The organism is Thauera sp. WB-2 (assembly GCF_027594845.1).
Classification (GTDB): domain Bacteria; phylum Pseudomonadota; class Gammaproteobacteria; order Burkholderiales; family Rhodocyclaceae; genus Thauera; species Thauera mechernichensis.
In genome coordinates this window covers 3,521,024-3,532,781 of sequence record NZ_CP088935.1, presented here as the reverse complement: position 1 = coordinate 3,532,781, position 11,758 = coordinate 3,521,024, and the positions used below count along the sequence as shown (strand labels likewise).

Annotated in this window: 8 protein-coding genes; 1 reads left to right on the top strand and 7 read right to left on the bottom strand. The window is 71.0% G+C overall.

All coding sequences use genetic code 11. The features are described 5' to 3' along the window. Positions 1–29 precede the first annotated feature (29 nt). On the top strand, positions 30–1,625 hold the full coding sequence (locus LQF09_RS16165) for a thymidine phosphorylase family protein (RefSeq protein WP_002925959.1): 1,596 nt from the start codon (positions 30–32) through the stop codon (positions 1,623–1,625). A gap of 44 nt (positions 1,626–1,669) precedes the next feature. On the opposite strand, the gene LQF09_RS16160 is transcribed toward LQF09_RS16165, so the two are convergent. Genes LQF09_RS16160 through LQF09_RS16130 form a run of 7 tightly spaced genes read right to left on the bottom strand, consistent with a single transcriptional unit; the run spans position 1,670 to position 11,743 of the window. Beyond that, complete coding sequence (locus LQF09_RS16160) at positions 1,670–3,454, bottom strand: hypothetical protein (RefSeq protein WP_270068430.1); 1,785 nt, start codon at positions 3,452–3,454, stop codon at positions 1,670–1,672. 1 nt (position 3,455) lies between these two features. Next, positions 3,456–5,081, bottom strand: coding sequence for a hypothetical protein (locus LQF09_RS16155; RefSeq protein ID WP_270068429.1), 1,626 nt, complete (start codon positions 5,079–5,081; stop codon positions 3,456–3,458). 38 nt (positions 5,082–5,119) lie between these two features. Then, the gene (locus LQF09_RS16150) at positions 5,120–6,598 is read right to left on the bottom strand and encodes a hypothetical protein (protein WP_270068428.1); all 1,479 of its coding nucleotides are present in this window, start codon (positions 6,596–6,598) and stop codon (positions 5,120–5,122) included. Then, positions 6,595–9,078 carry a hypothetical protein gene (locus LQF09_RS16145; protein ID WP_270068427.1) on the bottom strand — a complete coding sequence of 828 codons (2,484 nt, stop codon included), beginning with the start codon at positions 9,076–9,078 and terminating at the stop codon, positions 6,595–6,597. Before LQF09_RS16145 ends, LQF09_RS16150 begins: the two co-directional genes overlap by 4 nt. A 43-nt stretch (positions 9,079–9,121) precedes the next feature. Then, positions 9,122–10,873 carry a baseplate J/gp47 family protein gene (locus tag LQF09_RS16140; protein WP_002925970.1) on the bottom strand — a complete coding sequence of 584 codons (1,752 nt, stop codon included), beginning with the start codon at positions 10,871–10,873 and terminating at the stop codon, positions 9,122–9,124. 7 nt (positions 10,874–10,880) lie between these two features. Continuing rightward, positions 10,881–11,345, bottom strand: coding sequence for a GPW/gp25 family protein (locus tag LQF09_RS16135; protein ID WP_002925972.1), 465 nt, complete (start codon positions 11,343–11,345; stop codon positions 10,881–10,883). Between the two features lie 5 nt (positions 11,346–11,350). After that, on the bottom strand, positions 11,351–11,743 hold the full coding sequence (locus LQF09_RS16130; RefSeq protein ID WP_002925974.1) for a PAAR domain-containing protein: 393 nt from the start codon (positions 11,741–11,743) through the stop codon (positions 11,351–11,353). Between the last annotated feature and the right edge of the window lie 15 nt (positions 11,744–11,758).

Genomic DNA, 11,758 nt, shown 5'->3' with positions numbered 1-11,758 from the left:
CCCGCATGAGCAGGTGTAGTCTTGTCGTCATGAAGACGACTCCTGCACTGCCGCCCCCAGGGCCGGCCGCAAGCGGCGCAGAGGAAGCTTTCCCGCTCAGCCTGCGGCGCGTTGCCATCGACACCTATCGCGAGAACGTCGCCTACCTCAATCGCGACTGCGAGATCTATCGCGCCGAGGGCTTCCAGGCGTTGGCCAAGGTCGAGGTGCGCGCCAATGGCCGGCGCGTGCTGGCGACGCTGAACGTGGTGGACGACCCGCGCATCGTGCGCTGCAACGAGATCGGGCTGTCGATCGACGCCTTCGCCCAGCTCGGTGTGGATAACGGCCACCCGGCCATGGTGGCGCAGGCCGAGCCGCCGTCGTCCATTCCCGCGCTGCACCGCAAGATCGCGGGCGAGCGCCTGGGGCGCGACGACTTCCGCGCCATCGTGCGCGACATCGCCGAGCATCGCTACTCCAAGATCGAACTCACCGCCTTCGTCGTCGCCAGCAACCAGGGGGAACTCGACCGCGAGGAGGTGTACTTCCTCACCGAGGCGATGGCGGCGGTCGGCCAGCGCTTGGACTGGCGCGAGCGCCCGGTCGTGGACAAGCACTGCATCGGCGGCATCCCGGGCAATCGCACCTCGATGCTGGTGGTGCCCATCGTCGCCGCCCACGGCATGCTGTGCCCGAAGACTTCGTCGCGCGCGATCACCTCGCCGGCCGGCACCGCCGACACCATGGAGGTGCTCGCCAGGGTCGAGCTGCCGGTCGATGCGCTCGCCGACATCGTGCGCGAGCACCGCGGCTGCCTGGCCTGGGGCGGCACCGCCCACCTGTCGCCAGCCGACGACGTGCTGATCTCGGTCGAGCGCCCGCTGTCCATCGACTCGCCCGGGCAGATGGTGGCCTCCATCCTGTCCAAGAAGGTGGCGGCGGGCTCCACTCATCTCGTGCTCGACATTCCGGTGGGGCCGACCGCCAAGGTGCGCTCGATGCCCGAAGCGCAGAAGCTGCGCAAGCTGTTCGAGTTCGTCGCTGCGCGCATGAATCTGGTGATCGACGTCGTCATCACCGACGGCCGCCAGCCGGTCGGCAGCGGCATCGGGCCCGTGCTGGAGGCGCGCGACGTGATGCGGGTGCTTGAGAATGATCCGCGTGCGCCCAACGACCTGCGCCAGAAGGCGCTGCGCCTGGCCGGGCGCATGCTCGAGTTCGACCCCGACGTGCGCGGTGGCGACGGCTTCGCGATCGCGCGCGACATCCTCGATTCCGGCCGCGCGCTGGCCAAGATGGACGCGATCATCCGAGCCCAGGGCGGGCGCCCCTTCGACCACAACGCGCCGGCGCTCGCCCGCCTCAGCTTCGAGGTGGCGGCCGATGCCGACGGCGTGGTCACCGGCATCGACAACCTGCAGCTCGCCCGCATCGCCCGTCTGGCCGGTGCGCCCAAAGTGCAGGGCGCAGGGGTGGATCTGCTGAAGAAGCTGGGCGAGCCGGTTGCCTGCGGCGAACTGTTGTACCGCGTGCATGCCGACTACCCGGCCGACCTCGAGTTTGCGCGCCAGGCCAGCCTGCGCGCATCGGGCTTCTCGATCGGTGACGCTGCCGGGCTGTCGCATCTGTTCGTGGAGTTCTGAGCCTGCCTTGGGCGCTGCCGCGTCTGGCTGCAATGCTCGGGCTGTCAGCCCAGGCGCAGCTTGAGGACGGCGCTCTCGATCGCGACTTCGGCGGCGATACCCGATTCCACGCACAGCGGCTGTCCCGGCCAGGCGTCCAGTGCCGGTGGCGCGACCGACAGCGCGAAGCGCCCTTGTGCCATGTCCGTTGCCGTGAGCGACTGGCTGCCAAGGTGGAAGGACGGCGCGGGGGCGCCGCCGTCCGTGGTGCCGTCTCCGGCGGCGTCGTCCAGCCAGGCGGCATCCAGCGTCAGCGCGAGCGCCCTGCCATCGAGGTCGCCTGCGTCCCGGCGCATGTGCCAGTCCTCGCCGGCGCTGCCGCTCAGCCAGATGCCACGCCCTTCCTGCAGCCCCAGCTCGATGCGCAGCGCCTGCGCCTGCAGGTCCAGGGCCGGCCAGCGCACGGCGAGCATCAGCACGCCTGCCGTATCGGTGTCGAAGTCGAAAGCCTGTGCGAGCAGGGCGGGTGTGCCGCGTCGGGCGTCAGCGGGCAGTACGCGCAGGCTGCCACGCAGTCGGGCCGACAGTGGATGCCAGCCCAGCACCAGGCCGGCCACGCGGCTCGGGGCGAGCAGCGCCAGGCGGCCTTCGACGCGGTGGTCCTCCTCCAGCAGCAGGCCCTGGCGCGCAGCAGCCGTGGTTGCGTCGCGGCCCGGCCCCACGCCAGGCATGTCCGCGCAGCGCATGCGCCCGCCGAGCTGCAGGCTGCGCCGGTTGCCGGCAGGTGGGGCGGGCAGTTCGAGCGCCAGCCGGGTGCGGCGGCTGCCGTCGAAAACCAGCCTCGGCGCACCGGGGGCCATGGCCTGGCCGTCGGCCAGCAGGTCGTATTCGGCGTCGAGGGCGAGCGCCGCATGCAGCACGTTGACCGTGCAGGGGGCATCGGATTCGATGTCCAGACGCAGGCCGGGCAGTCCGGCGCCGGGCGCCAGCTTGCTGCAGGTGGCGATGATCTGTTCGAGGGCGGCCGCCCATTCCTGGGCGAGTTCGGCGGTGGGCAGGCTCACTGCAGTGGTGTGCTCGCCGGCGGCGATCGTCTGCCACAACAGACGCTCGCTACCGCCTTCCTCCAGCACCAGCCGCAGGCGCGGGCTCGTCGGGCGGGCGGCAATGCGTACGCTGGGGACAAGCTGCGAGCTGCGCCGCAACTGCTCGATGATCCCCGCCTGGGCCGCCACCAGACCATGGTCATGAGACTGGATGAGACCGCCAGCGGCGGGGACGCCGAGCGCACGCGCCTGCGGCAGCGTGCGGGGTCTGGCGGTGGCCGGTTTCTTGAGCGTTGCGCTGGCCTGCAAGGGCACCGGGGCATCGAAGCGCACCACCAGCGGCGAGCCCTGCCAGGCGGGGGCCAGTGTCTGCCCGGTCCTGCCGCGCTGGCTTGCCTCTGCGCTCACCGCTTCGCCGTCGGCACGGTGCAGGCCGAAGGCGTACTGAGTACCCGCATGCGGGCCGTCGATGCGGACGACCGTTGCCGGCCAGACGAAGCTCAGTCGTGCCTGGGTCCGTTCCGTGTCCTCGGTGCTCGAGAACCAGTGACTGTCGTCGGTGGCAAGCGTCATCTCGCCCGGTGTGAAGCGCAGTTCCAGCCGGCTGTCGGCGAACTGCAGTGCGCGGGCTTCGCGACAGGCCGGCGGTAGCGGTAGCCACAGCGAAAGGCGGAACACGAAGGCACCGCCACCGATCGCCTGCGGACGATCGAGTGTGAGCGAGTTACCGGCGCTCAGCCGTGTCGCTGCATTGAATGCCGCGCTACGGTAGAGGCCGAAGGGCGCCTGTGCGGGCGAGTTCATCTCAGCCCCCGCCCAGGCGCAGGTTGTTCAGGCTCACCACGGTGTTCAGGTTGCGGTCGACCGTGTTGATGCGCTCGGTGATGGTGGCGCGGCTCTGGTCGAAGCCGGCGAGATCGGCGCGGAAACGGCCGATATCGGTCGAGAACTGTCCGTATTGTGCGTCGAAGGCGTTGAGCCGGCTATCGAAAAGGGTGTAGCGGCTGTCGAAGTCGGCGTAGCGTGCATCGATGGCGAGGCGGTCCTGATGCACGCCTGCGGCAAGCGCCTGCATCTGCTGCATCTGCTGGTTCACCGTGGCCGCCTTGCCGTCGATCTCCACGGCCAGCGCGCTCAGGTGTTCGAACTGCGTGAGCGTGTCCTGCGCGACCGCATCGATGCGGGCGTCGAGGGCGTTGCGTGCCGTGTCGGCGAAGGTGAAGCTGCCAAGCGAGCGCGCCGTGACGCCGCTCGCGGCAACGCCGAGCTGGCGCACCACATCGTCGCGTACGGCCGGGGCCAGCGCGTCCACCCCGCTGCCGAGGAAGCGGTCGACCGTCTGCGTCAGCTGCTGACGACCCAGCCATTCCGCGGTACGCCCAGCCTTGCCCGCGAGGAAGGACTGGCCAAGGTTGAGCAGCCGCCCCAGTGCCTGGCCGTCAGCCTCGGGGGTGTTCGCGGTATCGGCGAGGGCACGTCCCAATGCGTCGCCGTCGGCCACCACTTCGGCCATGAAGCTCAGCCAGGGGCCGACCCAGTTGATCCAGGTCAGCGTGCGTACGCCGCGCGCCAGGCTGGTGCCGCTGTCCTCGTCGGCGAGCACATCGGCCTGCACCAAGGCGCTGTCTGCCGGCCAGGCCAGACGCCAGCGGCCGGGATTGACGCTGTCGAGCATGGCGTGGCGGTGGTCGCGCACGTAGAGGTCGATTGCGCTGCGCAAGCTGTAGCTGCGGTCGCGCAGGTATTCCTCGGCGATCGCACGCAGTGCCGGCGCCAGGGTGAGCGGGTGCGGCGCGTGCACATCGAGGCGCGCGAGTGCATGCTCGAGCGCCGCCTGCTGGTTCTCGGACAGGGGCTCGGTGGGCGGGGTGAGCAACTCGAGTTCGGCCGTGCCGTCAGCGCCGCTGAGCACGGTCACCGCCTGGCCTTCGATACGGCGGAAGCCGTACATGTACACAAGATGACCTCTACCACTCTGCACCACCACCGGCACGCCGGCGCGCGGCGTGCCGCCGAGGTCGCACACGCGCACCCGCAGCGTACGCGGCTGGCCCAGCCATGCCGTCTGCGGCAGCACCTCGATGCTGACGCCGAGCCCGGTTTCGGCTTGGGGGGCGAGTGGGTCGCCGCCGTAGAACAGCGCCACCCAGCGCACCGGGTCGAGCCCGAGCGCGGCGACGCAGATCTCAGTGAAGCGTTCAGGCCCGATCAGGCGGATTGCGCGCACCTGCAGGATGTCGGTGAAACGGCCGCCGAGCGCCGCGCGCGCGTCGAGCAGGCGCTGGCCCAAGCGCACGCCGATGTCGGGCTCGCCCGGAAACTCGATGTCGCGGTCGAGCTGGGCAGGGCTCGTTGCCCGGTTCAGAAAGTCGAGCACCTGCGCCGCCTGCGCGGCAGACAGATCGCTCGGTTGCAGATGTACGATCGGCATGGCCTTGGCGTCGGTTCGTGGTGGCGGGCCCTTCGCCTTCAGCGGATCCTGCTCGCCAGGCCGCTGAGCGAGGCGTTGATTGCGTTCAGGCGCGACCCAAGGTCGGCTACCTGGACGACGTCGATCTTGTTGATGCCGTCGCCGAGCGAGCGCAGTCCGGCGCTGATCTCCTTGCCGGTCTGTTCCGCGGCCTTGACGCGGTTCTCCAGCACGGTGACCGCCTGCTTGGCAGTGGCGGCATCCAGTGCCGTGTCCTGCGCCGCCTTCGCGGTCTGGCTGACCTGCTGGGTGACGCCGGCCTGGCGGGCGTAGCCAGCGGCCACGCCGGTGTCGGCGAAGCCCGTCGCGAACTGCATCTGCAGTGCGCCTTGCATCATCGCCTTGCCGTGCTGCATCAGCGTGTCGTTGCCCGGGTTGATGACATTGGCCGCCTTCTCCAGGGCCTTCATGTCGCGGATGCGGCCGAGCACGCCGGCATCGGTCGCACGCTTGTCGAGTTCGCTGACCATGCGGTGCACAAGGTCCGGTACGCGGATGTGGACGTCGAGCAGTCGCGACCAGTCGGGCAGCACCGGATCCACCCAGTCGATGTGGCCGAAGGACCAGTTCGGGATCCATTCGCGGAAATTGACCTGAATGGTGGCGACGCCGCGTGTCGGGTCAGGCGAGGTGGCGACGGCATCGGGCTTGGCGAAGGCCATCACGGTAGCGCGGTAGTGGCGCCATTCGCCCGGGTTGAGGCTGATGCCGCCGATGATGCGCCCTCCGGTGTACTGGTCGATGTAGGCATCGGCAAAGCCGCGCACGCTGCGGTTGCCTTCGTACATCGTGCTGATCGAGCGGAAGGCCATCTGCGCTTCCGGGTCCTGCGGCGAGGCGGCCTCCTGCAGCACCCGCATCACGGTCTTGCCGCTGTTGCCGGCCTGGGCCTGGAGCACGCCGGCAAAGGCCGCTTCGGTGCTGGCAGTGATGCCCTTGGTGAAGTGCGAGCGCAATTGCACCCGCACCTGGCCGGCGTTGTTGAACTGCACCGCGAGCGCGTTTTCCTCGGCGTTCTCGCGCACGATGAAGCCGGGTACGGCGCGCAGCCGGCCCCAGGTGGTGACGATGTCGAGCCAGGGCCGTGGCTCCGGCAGCGGGCCGCCATCGAGCGCGGTGGCGGTGAACACCAGTTCGGCGACCTGGCCGACGAGGTAGTGTTCGTTCGTCGTGCTCACCCTGAGCAGGTAGTTCTCGCGCAGCGGGGCGGTCTCGGCATCGATGCGTGCGACCACTTCGTCCAGGCCTTCGAGCGGCGCGACGCGCGCTGCGAGCTCGGCGATCGCGGCCTGCACCTCCGTTGCCAGTGCAGCGACGTCGGCCTGCACGTCCTGCAGCCCGGTGTCGAGGGCCTCGATCTGCGCGCCATAGGCGCCGAGCACGCTGACGAGCGCATTCCAGTCTTCGGCCCGGATCAGGTGGCCCGCCGCCTTGCCGCCAAGCCCGTCGACGATTGCCTTGGCTTGTTCCAGGGTCATGATGTGCTCTCCTTGACGATTCTGCCTTCGACCATCAGTTGCAGCGGCACCCCGGCCGGGCGGGCGCGCTCGACCAGCTTCCACACCCGCTCGATGAGCGCCGGGTCGGCGGCGGCGTCGGGCTCGGGCAGGCACAGTCGGATGCGGATGCCCACCGCCGGGCCGTCCGGCAGCAGCGCCCACAGCCGTGCCGAGGGCGGGTAAGTGAAGGCGAGGTGGTCGAATTGCCCTTCGCCCTCGGGGTCGGCGACGAAGGTTGGTGCGCTGCGAAAATGCCCCGGCAGCACAGCCTTGCGTGCCGGCGCGGGAAACAACTGGCCCTCGGTCGACCACCATGGGCTGTCTCCTGCGGGGGGCGCGGCGGCGGTGGCTAGTTGGAGGTAGCGCCAGCGCTCGTCGCTGCGGCCGCTGGGCGGCGGCAGCAGGGGCGCGACGCCATCGACCACGCGCAGTTCGTCCGCCTTGATGCGCAGGCGCAGTTCGGCCGGCGGCACCTCCGCATGTGCGCTGAAGCTGCCCGCGGCGGCATCCCACTGGCCGAGTTCGGCACGCACGCCCGGGGTGAACAGCACGGCGGAGATGTTCGCGTCGGCCCCGGCGCCCACGGCTGCGTTGCGGCGGTCAGCCAGCCCGGGGTCGGCGAAGCGCCGCTGCACGGCGTCCCAGCGCAGCCAGCGCGCCTGGTCGCGGTCGTAGCGCCAGTGGCCGCGCGGCATGCTGGTGAAGTCGCTCGGGTAGGCCGTGTCTGCTCGCCCCTCCGCCAGCCAGGTGCCGGCTTCGGTATCGTGGCGTGCGAGGTCGCGTCCGTCGTAGCGGAACAGGCCGTTGTCGGCGGCGATCCACAGCATGCCGCGTTCGTCCACCACCAGGCTGCGCACCGCGCCGATCAGCTCGGGGAAGGCCTCCAGCCGCGTCCCTTCGCCGTCGGCGACATGCCAGCGCGCCAGGCCCTCGGCGCCGCCCAGCCACAGGCTGCCGTCGGCCGTCGCCGCCAGTATGTCGAGCGGCGGCAAGGGGCTGTGCAGGCCGGCGGCTGCGGCAGGCTCGGCCTGCCAGTCGGGCAGGTGCTCGGAGACTGCCGCGCCTTCGTAGCGCCAGCACCGTCCCTGGCGGAACATGAAGAGCGCGTCGGCGGTGGCGACCAGCTCGCGGTCGTGGTCGATGAGGAAGGTGTGGATGTCGAGACCGACATGGCGGCGTTCGATCGCCGGGTGCTCTCCGGGCTGTTCCAGATCGAGCACGCTCAGACCGTCCGCGCCGCCGGCGTAAAGCGTCGATCCATGCGTGGCCAGCGCGCGCACGGCGCCGTCGATGCCGTCGACGGCCTGCCAGCGCAGGCCGCCGGCTTGCGGCCACAGCCGACAGCGGAACAGGCCGGCATCGGTGCCCAGCCAGGCCGAGTCGCCGGCGCAGCACAGGGCAAGGTAGGGGCCGTCGGGTGCGTCGGCCTCGATCGCCGTGAAGCTGCTGCCGTTGAAGCGTTGTACGCGCCAGGTCTGTTGCGTGCGCTGGCGCGCCCACAGGCTGCCGTCAGGGGCGGCCGAGAGGCTGAGGATGCGCCCTGCGGGCAGGCTGGCGGCCTGTTGCCAGGGGCCGTTGGCCGAGGGGTCGCGGCCGGCGTTGGCGGCCGATTCCGCTGCGCTGGCGAACAGGTGGGCGTCGCGCGCCAGCCAGCCGCGCCGGGTGGGCGTCAGGCGTAGTGCCTGGTCGGGCGCCAGTGTGCCCGTCCATGCCAGGCCGATGCCGACCGGGTGGGTGCCGGGGGTGTAGCGCTCGATCATCGGCGTTGCCGTGGCGGCGCAGGGCGGGTCGGCGGCAATGCCGGCGAGGACGAAGCCGGGGGTCGTCGGGGCGTCGAGCCGCCAGCGTGCGAGCGGGGCGATGCGGTCGCCTTGCTGAACCGTGGGCGGAGCGGTCAGCGCGCGCACCCGGCGCAGCACGACCACCGGTTCCTCCAGTGCGAAGCGGCTGCGCTGGCGGGCGAGCGGCGCCGCCATGTCCTCGGGCAGGGCGGCATCGACCAGGCGTTGCAGCGCATCGGGGGTGGTGAGCCCGAGCCGCCAGGCGTCGACGATGTCGGGCAGGCGCTGGCGGTATTCTTCGACGTTCTCGCGCAGGCTGGCGGGCTCCTGCCAGGGCGGCAGATCGAGCAGCGCGCCGATGCGGGCGAGGTCGCGGACCCAGGGGTAGCGCTGCAGTTCGGCGCGGTCGCGCGGCTCGCGCACGTTGGCGGCAGGCAGGCCGCGTTCCCGGCGGTCGGCCTGGTAGTGGCGCGCCCACAGTGCGGCGTCCGCGGTGTCCCACCAGTGCGCGCGCAGAACGTTCTGAAGTTCGGCAGCGGCTTCGCCCTGGGCTGCGGCCACTGCGGCCAGCCAGTCGGCGAGCAGGCCGCCCTCGTCGTGCTGCGGACGCCACAGGCTGGGCAGCAGCGCCAGCAGGCGCTCGTGCTGGCTGGCGTAGGCCGGATCGCGTGCGCTCATGCGGGCCTCCGAGGGTGGGTGGCGTGGCGTGCCGGGGGCGTCCTCATGGCGCATCCTTCGGCTTCACTTCGACCACGATGCCGGCGAGTGACAGGCGTTCGCCGGTGGCGAGTGCGAAGCCCGGGGCAGTGGGGCCGTCCAGCACCTGGCTGAGTGCGTTGGGGCGGGTGAGCACCCAGTGCACCGTGTAGGGGGCGACGTCGGCTGCGCTGGCACCCGCCGTGCCGGCGAGCTGCTGGGCCAGTGTGGCGCTGCTCCAGCCCGCATGCGGGAGCGGCAGGAGGCGGCTGAGCCGGCTCCAGTCGAGCACGCGCTTGGCATCGTCGCTGGCGTTGCCGGCTGCGGCGAGCTCGTTGAGCGCGGCGATGGCGGCCTCGGTGGCGCTGCTCAGCCTGGCCTGGTCGGGGATCGCGGCGCTGCGCGGGTAGCGCAGCACCAGGCGCAGGGCGGTGGCGAGCGCCGGGTCGACGATGCGTACTTCGCCCAGTTCGGTCGATAGCGAGGCCAGGTTCAATACCCCTTGCGCGCTGTCGAGCACGTCGGCGCCGTCCGCGTGGGCGGCCGTGATGCGCACGTCGTCGACGCCGTCGACGCCGATCGCAAGCCCGACCAGGCGCGTCAGGCTGCCGTCGCTGGCCAGCGGCAGGTGGGCGAAGTAGTCGGCGTAGCGCTTGCGGATGCTGTCCTGGACCGCGCGCAACTCGGTGTCGAGCAGGCCCGGGGCGGTGGTGAGACGCAGGTCGAGCGTGATCTTGGCCGGCGGGCTGCCGTCATGGATGTGCACCTGCACGCCGGCCGGGCGCGCGCTGCGCACGGCCTTGTCCAGGCGGGCGCGGTGGTCGGGGTCGAGCACGCCCTGCAACTGGATATCGACGCGGCCGGGCGAGGGTTCGAGGATCTCGGCGCGCAGGCCTTCGGCGGCCACCGCGGCTTCCAGCGCGCTGCGTGTGCCGCGTGCCGAGCCGGCAAGAAAGCGGCGCGCGCGGCTGCGCAGTTCGTCGTCGTTCTCGTCGCGCTCCTGGCGTGCGGTGGCGGCCGGATTGGTGACCGCCTCGACGCCGGCGATCGGGCGCACCATCAGCACCAGGCTGTCGGCACCAAGGGCGTCGTTGGCGGCGACGAGGTCGCGTGCGGCGACCTTGGCCGCGGCCTGGCCGTCGACCAGGGTGAGGTCGGCGGTGGTCTCGTACTCGATTGCACCGTCAGCGGTGGCCACCCGGGTGCCGGCGGGGATGGTGATCTCGCCCGCGGTGTTGCGTGCGCGGGTAAAGCGCAGTTCGCCGCTGTTGCGCCCTGCGCGTACGCGGCGGATGCCGAGCAGGCCCACGACGTGGTCGAGCGCTCCGCCGCTGGCGGTGTCGAGAAAACCCGCACGGTAGACCGTTTCCATCTGTGCATACAGGCCGGCAGTCTCGAGCGCGACGGCTTCCATCAGCGTGCGCACGACCGAGCCGGGATAGAGATCGTTGACGCGCATTTCGCGCTGGCGCGGCAGGTAATGCACCTCGAAGGCCGTACCCTCGTCGGGGCGGGCACCACCTGGCCGCCATTCGAGTTCGGCGCCGTCGGCCGACAGGGCGTAGTCGGCATCGGCGGCGAAGCGGTAGGTCTCGCCGTTGTGCGCGCCCCACACCGCGGTGATGCGGTCGACTGGCGGGCGTTCCAGTGCATGGCGGTAGGGTTCGCGCGCGGCCTTGGCCGGCGGATAGGGGTGGGCCTCGCCGCTCACGCCGCCCAGCAGGCGGTTGAGCAGGCTTTCGGCCACTTCGGGATAGGTTTTGCGGCGGAAAGACATGGCGTCCTCACACGGCAAGTTCGATGGAGAAGGGGCCGATCGTCACCAGTTCGGTGGCGGCGACCGGCTTGACCCGCAGCAGCACATCGACCGTGGAGCGGCTGCCGGGCGAGGGCTCGACACGCAGCTCGGCCACCTTGTCGATACGCGGTTCGGCCTTCAGCGCCTCGAGGATGAAGAGCCGCAGCAGGTTGCGGCGCGGGCTGTCGTTCTCACGCCCGATCAGCTCGTGCACGCGCGAACCGTAGTCGGGGTGGCCGAGCGCGGCGAGTTCGCCACGCGGTGTGAGCAGGCGCAGGATGACGGCCTGGGCGAGGTTCTCCAGGCCGTCGCGGGCGACGAGGTCCCAGGCCGAGCGCGGCCGCCGAGCAGTCTCGCTGGGGCGGTACACCGGACGCAGCTCTCGATGCACCGCATGGATGGCGATATCGCACAGCAGGTGCGCAGTGGAGGGAGGGCGGAAGCTGGGCATGGCGTTCATCCGATCAGGACCGTGCCGCTGGCGATCACGCTGCCGGCGGGCAGGTCGGCTGGGTCGTTGCAGGTCTGCGCCATGTCGCTCATGCGCGCCGCCGGTTTGCCGTTGATGTGCACCGTGGATGAGCCGGCGAGGATGGTGGCACTGTTCGACGGCGGTGTCTGGAACGGACCACCGGCCGGGATGTGGCCGGGCGTATTGGTGGCGGTCGAGTCCTTGGTGGCGGCGGCCTTGCCTTCGATGAGCACGTCGGCCGACAGGCCACCGTCGAGCGTGCCGACGAAGGGGCTGGGCAGCGGTGTCGGCACCGGGCCACCGGGACTGGGCAGCATCACGATGTGGATGTCGGTGGCGAGGATGCGGTCGCCTTCTTTTGCGGCTGGCAGGCTCATCGTCGCGTCTCCCTC

Coding starts and splice junctions, on each gene's coding strand:
- LQF09_RS16165 (WP_002925959.1), top strand. CDS start 30: ATGAAGACGACTCCTGCACTGCCGCCCCCAGGGCCGGCCGCAAGCGGC.
- LQF09_RS16160 (WP_270068430.1), bottom strand. CDS start 3,454: ATGAACTCGCCCGCACAGGCGCCCTTCGGCCTCTACCGTAGCGCGGCA.
- LQF09_RS16155 (WP_270068429.1), bottom strand. CDS start 5,081: ATGCCGATCGTACATCTGCAACCGAGCGATCTGTCTGCCGCGCAGGCG.
- LQF09_RS16150 (WP_270068428.1), bottom strand. CDS start 6,598: ATGACCCTGGAACAAGCCAAGGCAATCGTCGACGGGCTTGGCGGCAAG.
- LQF09_RS16145 (WP_270068427.1), bottom strand. CDS start 9,078: ATGAGCGCACGCGATCCGGCCTACGCCAGCCAGCACGAGCGCCTGCTG.
- LQF09_RS16140 (WP_002925970.1), bottom strand. CDS start 10,873: ATGTCTTTCCGCCGCAAAACCTATCCCGAAGTGGCCGAAAGCCTGCTC.
- LQF09_RS16135 (WP_002925972.1), bottom strand. CDS start 11,345: ATGCCCAGCTTCCGCCCTCCCTCCACTGCGCACCTGCTGTGCGATATC.
- LQF09_RS16130 (WP_002925974.1), bottom strand. CDS start 11,743: ATGAGCCTGCCAGCCGCAAAAGAAGGCGACCGCATCCTCGCCACCGAC.